This window comes from Bradyrhizobium sp. 87 (genome assembly GCF_023073015.1).
Classification (GTDB): Bacteria; Pseudomonadota; Alphaproteobacteria; order Rhizobiales; family Xanthobacteraceae; genus Bradyrhizobium; species Bradyrhizobium canariense_D.
This window is the reverse complement of sequence record NZ_JADPIQ010000135.1, coordinates 57296-75807: the sequence shown is the minus strand read 5'-3', so window position 1 is coordinate 75807 and position 18512 is coordinate 57296. Positions and strand designations below refer to the sequence as shown.

Genomic DNA, 18512 nt, shown 5'->3' with positions numbered 1-18512 from the left:
CGGCACAATTTGGGTCGAGCGATGCCAGCAGCTATTTGACATATCCCGACGATATGGCCCGCGCCCATTTCGGGTGGTCGTTGGCGAGGGCACGGGACGATGCGGCGTCCCAATCGTATTCGAGGGCCAAGAGTTCGGCCTGCCAGCCCCTTTGTCGCTTCGTGAGGATTGCATATCGCGCGTGCGGCGAGCGGTATTCCAGGTTTGCGGCAACGGGAATGTCTGCGAAGACCGGGCAACCAACGCTCCCTGGATTGAGAACCAGACAGTCATGAGGTCCGTGAACGACGGCCTGGCGGTGGCTATGACCACACAGCACCACACGCGCCGTCGGCTCACTCGCGAGGCGCATTGCCAGCACGTCGCGGCGTGCCGGTACGAAGCGGCCGTCGTCGAGCGTTTCTTCCAGCAGGCATGTCGTATCGTTGTCGGGCGTGCCGTGGCAGGCCAGGATCCCATCGTCCAGCCGTATTTGGGAAGGCAGGCTGTGGAGCGCGAGACGTTGCTCCGCAGTCAATGCGTTGCGCGCAAACAGACCTGCCGACGAGAGCTTGTCGTCCGGAAACTCCTCAATCCAGCGATCATGGTTTCCGCGTACGGTCGGCAACGACAGCGCCTCAAGCGCTTCGAAAGTCTCTTTCGGCCACAACGGGCTGGTGACGCAATCGCCAAGGTTGACCGTACGATCGACGCCACGCGCCTTGATGTCGGCCAGCACCGCCTCGAGCGCGGCAAGGTTGCCGTGGATATCGGAAATGACTGCCAATCGCATCGTCGTGCTCCCTAGTCCAATCGGCCTGAGCTTAGCCCTGTTGTGCGTCTCCGGCAGCTTCAACCGCGCATAATTTAAGCGAGGTGGCCGTGAAAATCCGCAGCCTCGCCCCAAAATCCCGCTATATGCAGTAAAATGCCCCGAAAATGCTGGATGTAGCGGGTCGAGCTGGCCAGTAAGCTTATTCTCGGCATCACCAAAGCCATGCGTCATAGGCATGGTGATTTGCCCGCACTTGGCGTAAAGAGCGTCCAAATCAGATCACCACGCGTGCGGCTGGACCATTTGCCACCTACGCAGCTTCAGGTCGCGCGGCTCGACGTTCCGCGCCTGGACCAACCAAGGTTTATCCCGTGTCTTTTCCGACCATGAGTGCGCCGCTCGCCCGAGCTTTGGCCGAGCGCAATTACGACCGTCCGACCCCCGTTCAGCTCGCCGTACTCACGGACGAGGCCGCTGACCGCGATCTCTTGGTTTCGGCACAGACCGGCTCCGGCAAGACCCTGGCCTATGGGCTCGCCATGGCCAAGGACCTGTTGGGCGACGCCGAGCGGTTCGAGCGGGCGGGTGCACCGCTTGCCCTGATCGTGGCGCCGACCCGCGAGCTTGCCTTGCAGGTCCATCGCGAGCTGGCCTGGCTGTACGAGCATGCGAGCGGGCGCGTCGTCTCCTGCGTCGGCGGCATGGACCCCAGGCGCGAGCAGCGCGAGCTTGCGGCCGGCGCTCATATCGTCGTCGGCACGCCCGGCCGGTTGTGCGATCATTTGCGACGCGGCCGTCTCGATATCTCGGAATTGAAGGTGGTCGTGCTCGACGAGGCCGACGAGATGCTCAATCTCGGCTTTCGCGAGGACATGGAGTTCATCCTCAAGACCACGCCGGACACGCGCCGCACCCTGATGTTCTCGGCGACGTTCCCGCGCGGTATCGTCGCGCTGGCCAAGCAGTATCAACAGCGGGCGTTCCGGATCGAGGTCGCCGGCGACGAAGGCGGTCACGCCGATATCGAGTACCGCGCGATCCGGATCGCGCCCGGTGATGCCGAGCACGCCGTCGTCAACGTGTTGCGCTTCTACGAGGCGCCGAGCGCGCTGGTATTCTGCAGCACGCGCGACGGCGTCCGGCACTTGCAGGCGGCACTGCTGGAGCGCGGCTTCTCCGTGGTCGCCCTGTCAGGCGAATTGACGCAGAACGAGCGAACCACGGCGCTGCAGTCGCTGCGCGACGGACGCTCGCGCGTCTGCGTGGCGACCGACGTCGCCGCGCGCGGCATCGATCTGCCGAGCCTCGACCTCGTCATTCATGCCGACCTGCCCAACGACGCCGAGGTCATGCAGCATCGCTCCGGCCGCACCGGCCGCGCGGGCCGCAAGGGGACGAGCGTCATGCTGGTGCCGCCCGTGCGGCGGCGGCGTGCGGAAATGCTGCTGAACGTCTCGGGCATCGACGCGGTCTGGGGGACGGCGCCGCAGCCGGATGAGATCCGCAAGCTCGATCACGAGCGCATGAAGGACGTGCTGTTCACGGAGGAGACGACCGCCGACGATCTGGCGCTGGCGCAGGCGCTCTTGGCCGAGCGGTCGGCCGAGGAGATCGCCGCGTCACTTGCACGGCTCTATCGCGCGCGGCTGCCGTCGCCCGAAGACATCATGGATCCCGGCGAGCGAACTGGCCGGCCGCGCGAGGATCGCGGCCGCAATGATACGCGCGCGCCGCGCGACGATGTCCGCGCTTCGCGCGGCGATGATCGGACCGAAAGGGCTCGACCAAAAGCGGGAAAATCGTCGTCGAAACATGGCATGGCGGATGGCAGCGTCTGGTTCCGGGCCAACATCGGACGAAAAAAGAACGCGGAAGCGCGCTGGCTGTTGCCGATGATCTGCCGTCGTGGCGGCATCGACAAGAACGACATCGGCGCGATCAAGATCATGGACACCACGACCGAGTTCGAAATTTCCGAGCGGGTCGCGGAATCCTTCGCCGTGAAGATCAAGCGTCCGGACAAGGAAGACAATATCCGCCTCGAGCCGATGGCGGATGCGCCGCAACGGCAGGCGGTATCGGAAGAGCGGCCCCACGCGCCGCGGCGCGAGAGTGGCGACAGCGATCATCGTGAACGCCAGGGCGAACGCGCGCGCGAGCCGAACGGGTTCAAACCGCAAGGCAAACCTCACGGCAAGCCGCACGAAAAGCCGTACGCCGAACGCACACCGAAATTCGACGATGCTCCTTCCTTCGCAAAGAAGAAAAAGCACAAGAACAAGCCGGGCCACGCTGAGCCCTCGGTCACGTCGTGGTCTGAGAAGGGCGCCGCCGGAAAGAAGCCGAAGACTAAAAAGAAGCATCGCGCCTGACGGCGGCCTACCGGCGTCGACGGGGAGGGGCGTTACGTCGCAGCGAGGTCGCGCAGCATGTAGGTCGCGCTGTCGCCGTAGGACGCGAGTTTCGCCCGCAGCTCCGCATCCGCGGTGACCGGCCGAAAGCCGAGACGCTGCCACAGCGGCCGCGTGGCGTAGACCGACACCAATGCGAGCGTCGCGATTCCTGATGTGCGCGCGAGCTGTTCGATCGCGATGACATAGTCGCGCGCGACGCCGCCGCGAAAGTCGGGCAGCACCGCGACGTCGTGCAAATAGAGGCAATCCGCATCGCCGGGCAATTGCTCGAGGAAGCCGTCGAGCGGCGGAATCCGGTGCTGCATCCAGGGATGCGCCAGACCGTAGCCGACGATCCCGTCGTCCGCGACAATCACGCGGCAGCCATCGGGATAGAGCCGCATCTTTTCCGCGAGCACGTCGGGGCGTTCAGGCAGATCGGGATGGATCTGCGCTGCGATCTTGCTGATCGCCGGCAGATCGGGTGCGCGCGCGGGACGCCAATGCGGCTTGCTCATGTCGATCCGTCGTCCATCTCCATCATCCCAGTTTATTCCGATGCGACGAGGCTTGCAGCGAAAAATATCTTTGCCGCGATCTCAGGAATACGACGGCTCGCGCGGCGTCCTACCCATGCAAGCCCATTGCCTGACAGGAGAGACCATGAGGACATCCTCGATCCGCCTCGCGCTCACGCTCGCAATATCGCTGGCGCTGGTTCCCGCTGCTTTTGCGGCACCGCCGACCAAGACCGGCAAAACCGACAAGGGCAACGTGCTCACCGACGCCAAGGGCATGTCGCTCTATATTTTCGACAAGGATGCTGACGGCAAGTCGGCCTGCAATGATCAGTGTGCGACCAACTGGCCGGTGCTGAAGGCCGAGGCGAGCGATGCCGCTGCCGACGGCTACACCGTCATCACGCGCGACGACGGCTCGAAGCAGTGGGCCTACAAGGGCAAGCCGCTCTACACCTTTGCCAAGGACACCAAGCCCGGCGACGTCACCGGCGACGGCTTTCTGAACGGCGCCTGGCATCTGGCGATGCCGTGAGCGGGGTGCACTGCTAGCGCAGCCCCTCATAGACCATCAGCCCGCGTGCGATCTGCAGCTTGCGGATCGCGCGCGGCAGCAGTTTTTCCGGCTGGTGCAGATAGCGCCAGGAGGTGAGGGCGAACGGGCCCAGCGCGCCGCATTCGTCGTCGAACGGCGCGAGCACGCCCGTCACGCTCACCGGTGTATGCGGGCGGGCGTTGAACGGCAGCAGCAGCAGCTCGAGATAGGCCTTGCTGCCGTCCTCGCGCGCGGCGGTGACGCCGGCGATTGCCCCGAGGCTCTCGTCCGCGACGATGGTCGTGATCTCCTCGATCTCGCAGCGGCTAGCCTCGTTGAACAGCGCCGCAAAGCTCGCATCCTTGAGGTCGCGCCCTGCGAGGGCGCAGACGCGCGTGCCGGCGACGCGGAACGGAAAGCCGAGATGGGGCTCGCAGGACAGCACGAAGATGTCACCGAGCAGGCCGCGCACGGCGGCCGGATCGATATCGGCCCGGTCAGGGGCCCGGGCAGTGCCCCGCTTGGTGTCCCAATATGCGAAGAACTCGCGGCTCGACGGATGTTTCATGGCTGAACGCTTACCCCGGGGCGCAACCTCGCGGGACAAACCTGTCCCGCTTCAGTGCAGCCGCGATCCCTGTGTTGTTGTGCAGGAGGGGCTTTGCAGCGTCCATGCCGCAGCGGCATTTTCGGTGCTCCTGGCGCTGCCTTTGCGTCGTTAACGTTAAATTAACTATGCGCTTTCCGTGCACCGCCCCGCTGCTATGGTGATCGCGGTCGCAAGCCTCGCCGCTTTTCTCCAGGTTCTCGGCGAGGCCTGTACACAGGCGTCAAACAGTTTGGTCACCGGCCGCGGGGAGGGGTGGGGATACTCCCGTCTCTCTGGGTACCGGAAGTCCGACACGGATAGGCAGGGCTTTCCCAGGGCCCTGCCTTTTCCTTTTGTGCACTTGCGCAGCGCGGGCAAAGGCGACTATCTCCAAGGCCTGTCGTGAAGCCTGTCGCTCCGATCGCGCCTGAAAGCGAAGCCGCCCTTGGAATTCCCGCCAAATTCTCCGCCGCAAGATCCTTCGTCGCAAGATGCTTCGCTGGGGGTGCCGGCCGTCGTTGAGGAGGCTCCGCGCGAGCCGATCCTGACGCTGCCGTTCGCGCTGACCGCCTATATCCTCCTGCTCGCGGTGATCCATCTGCGGGTGCTGCTGCCGCCGGAGCTCGAGAACTGGACCATCGACGTCTTCGGCTTCATCCCCAAGCGCTACGATTCCTCGCTGCTCAATCTGGAGATCCCCGGCGGAGCCGGCGCCAAGGTCTGGACCTTCGTCACCTATTCGCTGCTGCACGCCAATCTCACCCATCTCGGCTTCAACGTGCTGTGGCTGTTGCCGTTCGGCAGCGCGCTGGCGCGGCGCTTTGGCGCCATCAGGTTCTTTCTGTTCCTTGCGGTGACGGCGGCGGCCGGCGCGCTCGCCCATCTCGTCACGCATGAGCACGCGGTGGCGCCGATGATCGGCGCCTCGGCCTCGGTGTCCGGCGCGATGGCGGCGGCGATCCGCTTCGCCTTCGTTCGCGGCAGCTTCCTGTCGTTCAGCCGATCGGATGCTGATACCGCCGCAAGAGTTCCGGCGCTGCCGCTGTCGCGCGCGTTGCGCGACGGGCGGGTGCTCGGTTTTCTTGCGGTGTGGTTCGGCGTCAACATCGTCTTCGGCGTCGGTGCGATCGGCGTCGACAGCGAGACCACGAGCGTCGCCTGGCAGGCGCATATCGGCGGTTTCCTTGCCGGCCTGTTGCTGTTCGCGCTGTTCGATCCGGTGCCGCGCGTGCGAAGTGATGCTGCGGATGCGTCATCACGGGACATTTCAGACCGCATTTGAAGCGGCGCTTGCGGCGCCGCCCGAATTCATCCATCATTCCCGAGAAGAATGTTCCGAAGCGACAGGCCGCTAGCGGCGATGCTTCGCAAAGCGCCTGAACGTGAAACCGGCGCTGAAACTGTTAGTTGAAGACTCGAAGAACAAGTCCGGACCGCGAACAGCGGACGGTTGCGATTCAGGGAGGCGACAATGACGGTACGTTCGATTCTCAACACCAAGGGCCACCAGATCATGAGCGTCGAGCCGGACGCGAAGCTGGCGGTCGCGGTCAAACTGCTTGCCGACAAGAAGATCGGCGCGGTGCTGGTGATGAACCAGAGCCGGCTGGAAGGCATCCTGTCGGAGCGCGACATCGTCCGGGTGATCGGCGAGCGCGGCGCCGGCGCGCTGGAAGAACCGGTCTCTCAGGTCATGACCCGCAAGGTCGTCACCTGCAAGGAGACCGACACGGTCGCCGAACTTATGGAGATGATGACCACCGGCAAGTTCCGCCATCTGCCCGTGGTCGACAATGGCAAGGTGGTCGGCCTGATCTCGATCGGCGACATCGTCAAGCGCCGGGTGCAGGAATACGAGGCCGAGCAGGAAGCCCTGCGCGACTACATCAAGACCGCCTGATCAGTAAGACGGCCTGATCAGTCCTGCTGCTGGTCGGCTTTGGGCGCGGCGCCCTCGGGCGCGGGCGCCAGTTCGTGGATTGCCTCCTGGATGGACTCCAGCGCACGCTCGGCTGCGCGGGTGCCCAGCGCGATGAGGTCCTCGGAGCGGTGGAAATCGAACCAGCCGAATTGACCGATCCGCGGTGTGATCAGCATGTCGGGCGGATCGCCGGCGAGGCGGGCCCGGGTGATGCGGTCCTGCATGATGTTGAAAGCGTCGACCATCACCGAGGAGAGGCCAGGCCGGGCGCTGCCGCCGCCGAAGAACTCGCGCTTCACCGTCTTCTCAGGCGAGAAGAATCTCGGGAAGCGCCGCTTTGATGCCGGCTCTTCGGTCGCGGGGATCACCGGCTCAGGCATCGCGCCGTGCGAATAGACAGTCGTCGAATAGGTGAAGATATCGCTGGAAAGATTTGCGGCGATGACGATTTCCGCGCCGAGCGCGCGTGCCGCCGAGACCGGCACCGGGTTCACCAATGCGCCGTCGACCAGCCAGCGATCGCCGATCAGGACCGGAGAGAAGATGCCGGGCAGCGCGTAGGAGGCGCGCATCGCGTCGACTACGCGGCCGCGCGTCAGCCAGATCTCGTGGCCGGTGCGGACCTCGGTCGCGACGGCGGCGAACTTGACCGGGAGATCCTCGATCTGGCTCTGGCCGCAGGCGGCCTCGAGCCGGGTCGCCAGCTTCTCGCCGCCGATCAGGCCGGAGCCGTTGAGGCGGATGTCGAGGTAGCCGAGGATGTTGCGCATCCCTTGCAGGCTGCGGCCCCATTCTTCCAGCGTATCGAGCCGGCCGGCCGCATAGAGACCGCCGACCACTGCGCCGATCGAGGTGCCGACCACGACGTCAGGCACGATTCCGTTGGCGAGCAGGGTCCGGATAATGCCGATATGAGCGAAGCCGCGCGCGGCGCCGCCGCCGAGGGCAAGCCCGATGACCGGCCGGCGGATGCTGCCCAGGCCGACTTTCTCGCCGACCTTATCGCTGTTCGAACCCCGACCCTTCAATATGTCCAGCACCGAAACTCTCCTACGCCGGGACCCGCCATCAGACTAGGCACCGCACTCGCGCTCCGCCAGAACCGGGCCGAAGCATGGTTTATGCCGGTTTGGGAAGCGCGCGGGGCAGGAGTATGGCGAGGGACGGGTGCCCCTAGGGTAATCACGCAGGCGTCAGCCGGGTTCCAAAGAACCGTATTGGCCGTATTTCTCAGGGGTCCAGAGGCTTGAATTTGCCGCGTTTTCGGTGAAAAGCAGGTGGCATGACTCTCGGGGGTGACGGCATCATCGGATGGCGGCGCAGCGCATCGCTGCTGCCGGTGCTGGTCCTTGCTGCCTGCCTCTATACTCTCGGCCAAAATGCTGCGCAGGCGCAGCTTTTCTCCGATCGTCCGCCGCCGGTGCCGCCCGCATCGGTGCCCGATCCCGGCGGTGCCGTCAGTCTGGCGCCGCCCTCCGGCCCGGGTGCCGGACCGCCGAGCCTGCCGCCGACCCTGTTGCAGCCGACCACGCCCAGCATGCCGCCGCCCGCGGTCACGACTGTGCCATCCGCCCCGCCGCTCAACGCGGCGGTGCCCGGACAGGGCGTGCTGTCGCTGACCGCGAAATACGGCAAGGACACCCCGCCGATCACCAGCGGCCTGGTCTGGCGCGTGTTTGCCGATCGTCCCGACGAGAACGGCACCTTCAAGCTGATTCGCGAAGATCGTAATGCCACGCCAAACATCGTGTTGCCGCCCGGCAATTACGTCGTGCATGTCGCCTTTGGCCTCGTCAGCGCGGTGCGCACCGTCAGCCTGAAAGCCGAGACCGATCGCGAGTCCTTCGTGCTGCCCGCCGGGGGCTTGCGCATCGAGGGCCGCGTCGGCACCAGCCGCATTCCGCAGAACCAGATCTCGTTCGCGATCTACAAGGGCAGCCAGTTCGAATCCGGCGAGCGCGCCTCCCTGGTGCCGAACGTCGCCGCCGGCGACGTCGTGCTGCTGCCGGAGGGCACCTACTACATCATCTCGAATTACGGCGACGCCAATTCGGTGGTGCGCTCGGACATCCGCGTTCAGGCCAGCAAGCTCACCGACGTCACCATCACCCACCGCGCTGCCGTCATCACGCTCAAGCTCGTCAGCGACAGGGGCGGCGAGGCGCTCGCCAACACCGCCTGGTCGGTGCTGACCCCAGGCGGCGACGTCATCAAGGAATCGATCGGCGCCTTTCCGCGCGTCGTGCTCTCCGAAGGCGAATACCGCGCCATCGCCAAGAACGAGGGCAAGGTCTACGAGCGCGGCTTCAATGTCGTCAACGGCGTCGACGGCGAAGTCGAGGTCGTCGCGCGCTAGTGCTTGAGCGGTGATGCCGCATGCGGCCCGACGCTGGTCTTCGTGCCTGGTGAACACTTCTCATTCAGCGCATGGATTCCCATATCTTATTACTGCCAGTCCCGTGTGCGAAAGCAGATGCTTTCCGCTGCTCCGCTTGCTGTTGCGATTGTTGGCGTTTCGATTTGAACAGCTCTGGCAGCGCTACCAAGCAGGACCGATCAACACCGGCACCGCCGGCTTATTCCAGCGGCGCCGCGACTTCCTCACAGCCGGTGCAAGATACCTATTTCCGATAATCAATTTTATTCGCTTTCCATCCTGCCGCGTTATATGTCGGACATCACTCCAACGGGGGAGGCCGGAGCAGGCTCGTGCGTCTGCGAGACCGGCAAGGAGCAGGGGACCAAGCTCGTCGGCATGTTCGAAGTGATCCTCACCAGGCGTAAGCGGTTCGGCTGGCGGTGGCAGGTGTGCGACCAATCCGGCAAGAAATTTGCCGATGGCTTCGAGCGCACTCGGCCGTCCGCCAAATATCATGGCGAGCGCGCATTGTTCTTTCTGTTGTCGCAGGCCCATCTGCGCAACCGCTTGGCGACGTCCAGCGAGGACTAGTCGCGACTGCGCGTGCGGGTCTCCGCCGCCCCGCCTTGCGCCTCATCCATCGGGGGGACGGGACTTCTCTGCGAGCGCCGTCAGATATCCACGACGAGCTTGCCCTGCGTCGCGTGATCGCGGATCAGCGCATAGGCGTCATCGACACTCTCCAGCGTGAAGTGCCGCGGATCCAGCAGCGGCAAGAGCTTGCCCGCCTCAACCAGGCGAGTGGCCTCCGCCATGATCTCTCCGTGATGCGCGCGGCCTTCGCCTGACAGCAGTGGCAGCAGCGTGAACACGCCGAAATAGGTGGCGGCGCGGAACGAGAGCGGCGCAAGCCCATGCGTACCCCATCCGAGCGCGCTCACGACATGACCGAAGCGGCGTACGGCTTCGAAGGAGGCGTCGAGGACCTTACCGCCGACGGTGTCGTAGACGACGTCGAAGCCGCGGCCGCCCGTATGCTCTGCAACATAAGTCGCGATGGCGGTGTCACGGTCGATGAAGGTTGCGCCAAAACCTTCGATGGTGGCGCGCTGCGATGCCGAGCCGGTCGCGAACACATCTGCTCCGAACGCGCGCGCGATCTGGATCGCGATGTGGCCGACGCCGCCTGCGCCGCCATGGATCAACACCTTATGGCCGGCCTTCAGCGCCGCGCGGTCAATCAGTCCTTCCCAGGACGTGATGAAGATGAGGGGCAGGGCGGCTGCCTCCCGCATGCTGAGATTGGCAGGCTTCAATGCCAGCAGGTCGGCGTCGACAGCGGCGAATTCCGCGAGCGATCCCTGTACACCGCCGACGCCTCCCGTCATGCCATAGACCTCGTCGCCCGGCTTGAACCGCGAGATGTCATGTCCGGTCTGCTCGATCACGCCGGCGAGATCCAGTCCGAGAATCGCAGGCAGCGGATGGCGTGCATGCGCCGCGGCACCGGCATGGATCTTGGTGTCGAGCGGATTGACCCCGCTCGCGCGGATTCGCACCAGCACCTCGCGTGGGCCGATCTCGGGCGTGGAGATCGTTGAGAGGCGCTGGCGCGCGTTGTGGGACTCCAGGACGGCCGCGCGCATGGTCGATAGTCTCGTCATGATCGTCTTGCTCCGTTGGTGGCCCCAATATGCTCATGAATTTTTGCATGGGAAGGAATGAGAATGTACGATGTCCGTGCGTTTTTGTATGAGGGAGGCTTCCGGTGGACTGGGGTGATCTGCGCATCTTCCTGGCGATTGCGCGCGAAGGCACTCTCGGCGCGGCCGCGCGCAAGATCGGCCAGACCCAGCCGACGATGGGACGGCGACTTCGCGCGCTCGAACAGTCGCTCGGGCAAACGCTGTTCCAGCGTACGGCGGATGGTTTCGTGCTGACCGACGAGGGAACGGCTGTGCTGCGCCATGCCGAGCGGATCGAAGAGGAGGCGCTCGCCTTGGAACGGCGTGCGTCCGGTGCGGAGACGCAGCTCGATGGCTTGCTGCGTCTGTCGTCGTCGGACTGGTTCGGCACGGTAATACTCTCGCCGGTGATTGCCGCTTTTGGCAAGCGCCATCCCAAGGTGACCGTCGAGCTTCTGACCGATGCGCGCCTCTACAGCCTGCCGCGCCGCGAGGCTGATCTCGTCTTCCGCATCAAACCGTTTAGCGAGCCTGAAGTGATCTCCCGAAAGCTGCTCCACATTCCCTACGCACTCTACGGCAAGAAAGGCAGCAAGCCGCCACGCGCGGGCGACGGAAGCGGTGTCCGCGTTGTGACGATGAATACCGAATTCGCCGACATGCCCGATGCCCTGTGGCTGAAGTGCACGCTGCCGAATATGGAAATCGCCTCGCGCAGCAACAACAGGCAGGCGCAGGCGGAGCTTTGCGCGAGCGGCGGCGGGCTCGCGGTGCTGCCGCGCCCGCTCGGCGACCGCGACCGCCGGCTGGTCGCGCTCGACATCGGCGCGACGCCACCCGGCCGCGACACTTTTGTGGGTTATCATCGCGATCTCAAGCGCCTCACCCGCCTGCGCGCGCTGCTCGATCTCGTGATCGAGCGATTGGCAGGGTGATGGCTCCTGACACGCTGCCGTAGCCCGGGTGAGCGAAGCGATACCCGGGACAGCCCGTGGTAGGAATCCCGGATATCGCTTCGCTCATCCGGGCTACAAGACCTTGCGTTGCCCGACGGGCAAAACACCCCAATGGTCGGTCAACATGCGGCATCAAAAATATTCCACTTTACCGAAATTCGGAAATGGCGTATGTGTCGCGGCAACCCGGCCCAAGGAAGAGGGGCGTATCGCGATCGTCACGAACGCGGGCCGGACGGCGGCGGACGCTGGGCCACACCGGCGCGAATGGTTTCGCAGGGCGGGCAACCGTGAGCGAAGGCGTCGCGCACACGACCGGTGTGATCGGCGTACGGCAAAATCGTGTGGTCCTGACGCCCGGGGTCTGTGCGTCAAGTCTTGTGGTGATGTGGCGGCCCGACCGGGTTCGCGCATCAGTCATCCGTAAGGCGACGGGGGCAATAGTGCATCGCTCCCCGGGGAGAGCACGACATAAGCCGTAAAACCACTGCGCAGGGAAGGCCGGATGTTTTGGCTTCACCTGTATGCTGCTGTGCAATTTTGTTCGACAATCTCGCACAGTGGACCGCGGGTGCCAGCCGGCACCCGGTCTCCCTGCGCCCTCTTTCATTTGAGGGTAAGGCATCGAGGCAAAGCTCGGGCGAACAAGCCGCGAGGATGCGAAGGTGCGTCTGCGATCCGGAATGCGATGAAAGTGCGACGCTTCCACCCACAGACTCCGTCGTTGCGAGCGCAGCGAACCAATCCAGAGTCTTTCCGCGTGGGCAGTCCGGATTGCTTCGCTGCGCTCGCAATGACGAGGATGATGGGAGTATACGCCGCCGAGATCGCAAAGCTGCTCGCCGATTTCGGCGAGCGAGATTCACGGACGGCGTAACTCGGACGGATAGCAGTCGTAGACCAGCGCCTTGAAGGCCGGCGTGATGCGGCTGCGCTCGTTCTGGGTCTGCTGCATCAGCAGGTAGACCATGTCGAGCTTGGGATCGACGCCGAAATAGGTGCCGCTGCCACTGTCCCATTTCAACTCGCCGAGTGAGCCCGGCGGCGGCGGTTTGGCGTTGCCGGGATCGGTCCGCACCGCGAGGCCATAGCCATAGCCGAAGCCGTCGCCCGGAAAATAGAAGTAATCGCGTCCGACGCCCGAGCCCGGCCCGACGTGATCGGTCGTCATGGCCTTGAAGGCAGCGGGGCTCAGATAGCGCTTGCCGTCGAACTCGCCGCCATTGAGCAGCATCTGCGCGAATCGCTGGTAGTCGGTGATGGTCGAGAGCAGCCCGCCGCCGCCGGACTGCCATTCGGGGTGATCGAGGCGCTCGCGCTCGGCGGCGAGCAGGATGTTGTCGTTCGGCAGCGGCCGCGCCATCCGCGCAAGCTCGTCCTCGGTCGCCAGCGCGAACTTGGTGCTGCTCATGCCGAGCGGATCGAAGATGCGCTGCTTGAGGAATTCGTACAGCGTCTGGCCCGAGATGATCTCGATGACGCTGCCGAGGACGTCAGTGGAATGACCGTAGCGCCACAGCGTTCCCGGTTGCCGTGCCAGCGGCAGCCTTGCGATGCGTTGGGCGAATTCCCTGTTGTTGAATTGACCTTCGAAGATATTTGCGGCCTTGTAGGCCTGCTCGACCCATTTGCCGCCGATGTAGTCGTAGCTGATGCCCGAGGTGTGCCGCAGGAGATCCTCGATGTTGACGGGACGGACCGGGGCCACGAGATCCAGGTGCAACGTGCCGTCAGGATTGGTGACCTCGAGGCCCACCTTGGTGTCGGCGAACAGGGGAACGTATTTCGACACGGGGTCGGTGAGCGCGAGCTTGCCCTCGTCGATCAGCATCATCGCACCAAGGCAGGTGATCGGCTTGGTCATCGAGTGGATGGCGAAGATCGTATCGGGCGTCATCGCGAGACCGGTCCTGGTGTCGCGCACGCCAATAGTCTTCAGATAGACCGGCTTGCCGTGCTGCTGGACCAGCACCACGGCGCCGGGCAGCCGGCCATTCGTCACCTCGTTGTCGAAATACGCTGTGATACGGTCGAGCCCGTCGGACGACGGCGCGGGGACGTCGGCGGCGCGGCTTCGCGCCATCGTGCCGGCCAGCAGCGCGGCTCCGACCAGAAATTCACGACGCTTCATCCGGGCTTCCTCCCTCGCCGGGATCAAAGCCGCAAGACGTCGAAGGCGTCAACACGCCTTCGATTAAAATCGCGTCACGATTTCAGAAAGGACCGGTCGCGGACGGTCTTCGCTCGGCCTGGTCGGCTTGCCGATATGGACGAAGCCCGCGAGCTTCTCGTCCGGCTTGAGGCCGAGGCCATCCAGCACGTCGCGATCGAACGCGAACCAGCCGGTCAGCCAGCAGGCGCCGTAGCCGAGCGCCGCCGCGGCCGTGACGATGTTCATAACGCTGGCCCCGGCCGACAATTCCTGCTCGAAGGCCGGCACCTTCGGATGCGGTTTGGTGAAGCTGACGATGCCGATCACCAGCGGCGCATCCGTGAGGCGTTTGCGCTCGGTCTCGACGTCGGCCGCCGGCGCGCCGGGATTCTTCCGGGCAAACACCTTCGCGATCACCTCGCCGGCGCGCTGGCGCGCATCGCCCTCGAAGATGATGAAGCGCCAGGGCGCGAGCTTGCCATGATCAGGCACGCGCGCGCCGATGGTGAGGATCGTCTCGAGCTCGGCCGGGGAGGGGCCAGGTCCGGACATCTCGCGCGGCTTGACCGAGCGGCGGGTCTTCAGGAGTTCGATGGCGTCGGGCACTGCGGTTTCCTCTTCGGCTGGTCGTGGGGCGTGCAGTCCCCACATAGGAATGCACGCCCGCAACCGAAAGCGAGTTTAGACCGATTTCAGATGTCAGGTCGCGCCACGCGCCCGCTTCACATCCGGCGGGGTCGCTTCGTCGACGAGGGCGGCGATGGCTTCCACCGTCGTCGTCACTTGCTGCCCGTCGCTGCCGAGCCGGCGGATCGAGACCGACTGCGTCTCGGCCTCTTTCTTGCCGACCACGAGCAGTGCCGGAATTTTGGCGAGCGAATGCTCGCGGACCTTGTAGTTGATCTTTTCGTTGCGCAGGTCGATCTCGGCTCGAAGTCCCGCACGCCGGACCTGCTCCAGCACCTGCTTGGCATACTCGTCGGCTTCCGACGTGATGGTGGTGACCACCACCTGCACCGGCGACAGCCAGAGCGGGAAGTTGCCGGCATAGTGCTCGATCAGGATGCCGATGAAGCGCTCCATCGAACCGCAGATCGCGCGGTGCACCATGACCGGCGGCTTCTTGCCGCTGTCGTGGTCGATGTAGAACGCACCGAACCGTTCCGGCAGGTTGAAGTCGACCTGCGTGGTGCCGCACTGCCAGTCGCGGCCGATGGCGTCGCGCAGCACATATTCGAACTTCGGTCCGTAGAAGGCGCCTTCGCCCGGATTGATCTCGGTCTTGATGTGATTGTTCTGCGACTGGATCTTGCGCAGCACCGTCGCCATCACGCGCTCGGCGTGATCCCACATCGCGTCGGTGCCGACGCGTTTCTCCGGCCGGGTCGACAGCTTCACAGTGAGATCGCCGGTGAAGCCGAAATCGGCATAGGTCGACAGGATCAGCTCGTTGATCTTCAGGCACTCGTCGGCGAGCTGATCCTCCATGCAGAAGATGTGCGCGTCATCCTGGGTGAAGCCGCGCACGCGCATCAATCCGTGCATCGCGCCGGACGGCTCGTAGCGGTGCACCACGCCGAACTCGGCGAGCCGCAGCGGCAGGTCGCGGTAGCTCTTCAGGCCATGCTTGAAGATCTGCACGTGGCCTGGGCAGTTCATCGGCTTCAGCGCGAACCAGCGCTTGTCTTCGGCCTCCTCGCCGGCCGACTGCGCCGCGAACATGTTCTCGCGGTACCAGCCCCAATGGCCGGAGGTCTCCCACAGCGACTTGTCGAGGATCTGGGGGGCGTTGACCTCGCTATAGTCACCGGCCAGGCGGCGTCGCATATAGGCGATCAGCTGCTGGAAGATGGTCCAGCCCTTGGCGTGCCAGAACACGACGCCCGGACCTTCCTCCTGGAAGTGGAAGAGGTCGAGTTCGCGCCCGAGCTTGCGATGGTCGCGCTTTTCCGCTTCCTCGATCTGCTTCAGATAAGCGTCGAGGTCCTCCTGATTGGCGAATGCCGTGCCGTAGATGCGGGTCAGCATCGGGTTGTTGCTGTCGCCGCGCCAATAGGCGCCGGCCACCTTCATCAGCTTGAAGGCGTTGCCGACCTTACCGGTCGATGTCATGTGCGGGCCGCGGCAGAGATCGAACCAGTCGCCCTGGTAATAGATCTTGATCGGCTCGTTGCCGGGAATGGCATCGACCAGCTCGACCTTGAACGCCTCGCCCTTGTCGCGGAACACCTGTTTGGTCTTTTCGCGATCCCAAACCTCCTTAGTAAAAGGCTTGTCGCGCGCGATGAGCTCGCGCATCTTCTTCTCGATCGCGGCAAAGTCTTCCGGCGTGAACGGCTCGTTGCGGAAGAAATCGTAATAGAAGCCGTTCTCGATCACGGGGCCGATGGTAACCTGCGTGCCCGGCCACAGCGTCTGCACGGCTTCGGCAAGCACGTGGGCGCAGTCATGGCGGATCAGCTCGAGCGCGCGTGGATCGTCCCGGTTGATCAGCTCGATCCTGGCATCGGCTTCGATGGGATCGTCGAGGTCGGAGACCACGCCGTCGAGCGCCATCGCGACCGTACGCTTGGCCAGCGACGGCGAAATGCCCTTGGCGAGTTCGAGGCCGGTGATGCTCTTGGCGTATTCGCGCCGGGCGCCGTCGGGGAAGGTGAGGGTGATTTTTTCCGGTGGGGTCACGGGTCTCAAATTGCTGAGGCTGTACTGGAAGCCGGATTCGGATTTGGGCTGCTCGGACTTGGATTGGTCCTTGGATTGGTCGGTCATGGCATGTCTCCTGAGGCTCACTCCTGCGAACGAGCGCAGGTAAGCGGGAACGAGCGATATATCAGGCGAGTCGGCCTGCGCAATCCGGCATTTCCAAGAAACCGGCGCGCAAAAGCGGAGGCGCTGCACGAACTATTCCGGGCAACGCCCTTTAACTGGTCGCAAGGCGGCTCTACATGCGTTTGCATGGAAAATGCACGCGCCGGCCGTTTCGCGCCAACCGCCCTGATGCTCGGCAATCTCGTCACCGGCTGCTCAGTACTGGCGCCGGCGGGCATGCTGCCGGAATTGGCGACGGGGCTCGACGTCAGCATCCATGCGGCCGCGCTCCTGATCACCTTCGGGGCTGTCATCCTCTGCATCGGCTCGCCGCTGACGGCCTGGCTCACCAGCCGGATCGAGCGCCGGGCGTTACTCACCACGACGCTGGCGGTGCTCGCTTTTGGCAATCTCGCTTCGGCCTTTGCGCCCGACTATGCGAGCCTCCTCGTCACCCGCCTGGTGATGCTCGCGGTCGGCGCGCTCTACACGCCGCAGGCCGCCGGTACGGCGGCGTTGATCGTGCCGGTGGAGCGTCGCGGCAGCACGATTGCCTACATCTTCCTCGGCTGGTCGCTCGCTGCCGCCGTCGGCCTGCCGCTGATCACCTTCATCGCCAGCCGCTATGGCTGGCGCGCGGCCTATGGCGGAATCGGCGCGCTCGGTTGCGTCAGTTTCCTGCTGTTGCTGATGCGGCTGCCGGGGGGCTTGAAGGGGACGCCGGTGGATCTCAACACCTGGAGCGCGGTCGGTCGCAACGGGACGATCCTGCTTCTGCTTGCGATCACGATGTTGCAGATGTCCGGGCAATTCGTGGTGTTCACCTTCATGGGGCCGCTGCTCAACAAGCTGACCGGCGCAGGGCCCGATGCGATCGGCCTGGTGTTCGCTCTCTATGGCGTCTGCGGCTTCCTCGGCGTTGTCATCGCGACCCGCATCGTCGACACCTCGGGACCCTATCGCACCTCGCTGCTGTTCACCTGCCTGCTGCTTGCAGGAATCACGGGCTGGGCACTCGGCGCCGGTACGCTCGCGTTGATGGCGGGTGCGGTCGCGATCTGGGGCCTCGGTTTTGCCTCGATCAATTCGATGCAGCAGGTGCGGCTGGTCTCGGCCGCACCGTCGCTGGCATCGGCGACCGTCGCACTCAACACCTCCGTCCTTTATATCGGCCAGGCGGTCGGCTCTGCCGTCGGCGGACTGCTGTTCGCCCGCGAGCTCCTGCATACGCTCGGCTTCGTCGCAGTCGGGTTCGTGGTGGTGGCGCTGATCCTGGTCGTCCTGACCCGGCCCCGGCCGGCAACAGCCGCCCCGGCCTGAACGGAAGCGTGCCTGTGTGCGCAAGGTGCTTGGCAAACCGCGCGCCGGGAGGCTAGAAGGCCGGTCATGGGGACCAAAGAGGGTTGACTGAGATGAGGATGATTCTGGCGGTTGCCGCGGTGCTCTATTCAGCTTCCGCTTTCGCGCAAGCCGACAAGCCACCAATGATCGGAGACAAGCCGTTGGTGCAGGTCAAGTCCAAAGGGACCAAGGCGGGCACCAAGGAGGCTGCGGCCAAGCCGGCTGCCGCGCCGAAGGGCAAGCCACAATCCATCGCGGCGCGGCTGCAGGCTTGCCTGGACCTCGATGACGGCACCAAGGACCGGCTCAATTGCTACGACGCCGTGATCCCGCCGACGCCAAAGCCGAAGCCGGCCAAGGCCAAGGGCTACGCCGATTGCCGTTTCTTCAAGGAAGAGGACGAGCGGCTGGCCTGCTTCAACGGCTTTGCCGAAAGCATTCCGAAGCTGCCAAAGACCTGAGGCAGATCAGGGCCTGCGACAGTTACAGGCCCACCTAGCC

Annotated in this window: 17 protein-coding genes; 9 read left to right on the top strand and 8 right to left on the bottom strand. The window is 64.6% G+C overall.

Features of this window, described 5'->3' with window-relative positions:
- Positions 1 to 31 precede the first annotated feature (31 nt).
- Positions 32 to 772, bottom strand: coding sequence for a metallophosphoesterase family protein (locus IVB50_RS36955; RefSeq protein WP_007602584.1), 741 nt, complete (start codon positions 770 to 772; stop codon positions 32 to 34).
- Between the two features lie 368 nt (positions 773 to 1140).
- On the opposite strand from IVB50_RS36955, the gene IVB50_RS36950 reads away from it, so the two are divergent.
- A complete protein-coding gene (locus tag IVB50_RS36950; protein WP_247299803.1) occupies positions 1141 to 3126 on the top strand; it encodes a DEAD/DEAH box helicase in 1986 nt (661 codons plus the stop codon).
- A 32-nt stretch (positions 3127 to 3158) separates the two neighbouring features.
- Here IVB50_RS36950 and IVB50_RS36945 read toward each other — a convergent pair whose 3' ends face one another.
- Positions 3159 to 3665 (bottom strand): GNAT family N-acetyltransferase, encoded by a 507-nt coding sequence (locus tag IVB50_RS36945; protein WP_018455355.1) that lies wholly within the window; start codon positions 3663 to 3665, stop codon positions 3159 to 3161.
- 145 nt (positions 3666 to 3810) lie between these two features.
- Between IVB50_RS36945 and IVB50_RS36940 the strand changes: the two genes are divergently transcribed.
- Complete coding sequence (locus tag IVB50_RS36940; RefSeq protein WP_018455356.1) at positions 3811 to 4200, top strand: hypothetical protein; 390 nt, start codon at positions 3811 to 3813, stop codon at positions 4198 to 4200.
- Positions 4201 to 4213: 13 nt separating this feature from the next.
- On the opposite strand, the gene IVB50_RS36935 is transcribed toward IVB50_RS36940, so the two are convergent.
- Positions 4214 to 4768: a PAS domain-containing protein gene (locus IVB50_RS36935; protein WP_018455357.1), complete on the bottom strand. Its 555-nt coding sequence runs from the start codon at positions 4766 to 4768 to the stop codon at positions 4214 to 4216.
- A gap of 526 nt (positions 4769 to 5294) precedes the next feature.
- Between IVB50_RS36935 and IVB50_RS36930 the strand changes: the two genes are divergently transcribed.
- Both IVB50_RS36930 and IVB50_RS36925 read left to right on the top strand, forming a co-directional pair.
- A complete protein-coding gene (locus tag IVB50_RS36930) occupies positions 5295 to 6071 on the top strand; it encodes a rhomboid family intramembrane serine protease (RefSeq protein ID WP_018455359.1) in 777 nt (258 codons plus the stop codon).
- Positions 6072 to 6260: 189 nt separating this feature from the next.
- Positions 6261 to 6689 (top strand): CBS domain-containing protein, encoded by a 429-nt coding sequence (locus tag IVB50_RS36925; protein ID WP_018455360.1) that lies wholly within the window; start codon positions 6261 to 6263, stop codon positions 6687 to 6689.
- A 17-nt stretch (positions 6690 to 6706) separates the two neighbouring features.
- On the opposite strand, the gene IVB50_RS36920 is transcribed toward IVB50_RS36925, so the two are convergent.
- Complete coding sequence (locus tag IVB50_RS36920) at positions 6707 to 7750, bottom strand: patatin-like phospholipase family protein (protein WP_026232935.1); 1044 nt, start codon at positions 7748 to 7750, stop codon at positions 6707 to 6709.
- Positions 7751 to 7992: 242 nt separating this feature from the next.
- Here IVB50_RS36920 and IVB50_RS36915 point away from each other — a divergent pair, with 242 nt between their 5' ends.
- Together IVB50_RS36915 and IVB50_RS36910 are read left to right on the top strand one after the other, a co-directional pair.
- The gene (locus IVB50_RS36915; protein WP_018455362.1) at positions 7993 to 9066 is read left to right on the top strand and encodes a hypothetical protein; all 1074 of its coding nucleotides are present in this window, start codon (positions 7993 to 7995) and stop codon (positions 9064 to 9066) included.
- A 312-nt stretch (positions 9067 to 9378) separates the two neighbouring features.
- Positions 9379 to 9660 (top strand): hypothetical protein, encoded by a 282-nt coding sequence (locus IVB50_RS36910; protein ID WP_018455363.1) that lies wholly within the window; start codon positions 9379 to 9381, stop codon positions 9658 to 9660.
- A gap of 80 nt (positions 9661 to 9740) precedes the next feature.
- Here the strand turns inward: IVB50_RS36910 and IVB50_RS36905 are convergent, their stop codons facing one another.
- Positions 9741 to 10733 (bottom strand): zinc-dependent alcohol dehydrogenase family protein, encoded by a 993-nt coding sequence (locus IVB50_RS36905; protein WP_247299750.1) that lies wholly within the window; start codon positions 10731 to 10733, stop codon positions 9741 to 9743.
- 104 nt (positions 10734 to 10837) lie between these two features.
- On the opposite strand from IVB50_RS36905, the gene IVB50_RS36900 reads away from it, so the two are divergent.
- Positions 10838 to 11689, top strand: a complete 852-nt coding sequence (locus tag IVB50_RS36900; protein WP_247299749.1) for a LysR family transcriptional regulator — start codon at positions 10838 to 10840, stop codon at positions 11687 to 11689.
- 883 nt (positions 11690 to 12572) lie between these two features.
- Here IVB50_RS36900 and IVB50_RS36895 read toward each other — a convergent pair.
- From IVB50_RS36895 to thrS, 3 genes are all read right to left on the bottom strand, one after another.
- The gene (locus IVB50_RS36895) at positions 12573 to 13841 is read right to left on the bottom strand and encodes a serine hydrolase domain-containing protein (protein WP_085361737.1); all 1269 of its coding nucleotides are present in this window, start codon (positions 13839 to 13841) and stop codon (positions 12573 to 12575) included.
- Between the two features lie 63 nt (positions 13842 to 13904).
- Entirely contained in the window at positions 13905 to 14468 is a 564-nt protein-coding gene (locus tag IVB50_RS36890; RefSeq protein WP_018455367.1) for a nitroreductase, read from the bottom strand.
- A 93-nt stretch (positions 14469 to 14561) separates the two neighbouring features.
- The gene (gene thrS, locus IVB50_RS36885; protein WP_247299748.1) at positions 14562 to 16631 is read right to left on the bottom strand and encodes a threonine--tRNA ligase; all 2070 of its coding nucleotides are present in this window, start codon (positions 16629 to 16631) and stop codon (positions 14562 to 14564) included.
- Between the two features lie 186 nt (positions 16632 to 16817).
- Here thrS and IVB50_RS36880 point away from each other — a divergent pair, with 186 nt between their 5' ends.
- Both IVB50_RS36880 and IVB50_RS36875 read left to right on the top strand, forming a co-directional pair.
- Entirely contained in the window at positions 16818 to 17990 is a 1173-nt protein-coding gene (locus IVB50_RS36880) for an MFS transporter (RefSeq protein ID WP_247299746.1), read from the top strand.
- Between the two features lie 92 nt (positions 17991 to 18082).
- Positions 18083 to 18472 carry a hypothetical protein gene (locus IVB50_RS36875; RefSeq protein WP_247299745.1) on the top strand — a complete coding sequence of 130 codons (390 nt, stop codon included), beginning with the start codon at positions 18083 to 18085 and terminating at the stop codon, positions 18470 to 18472.
- Positions 18473 to 18512: the final 40 nt, after the last annotated feature.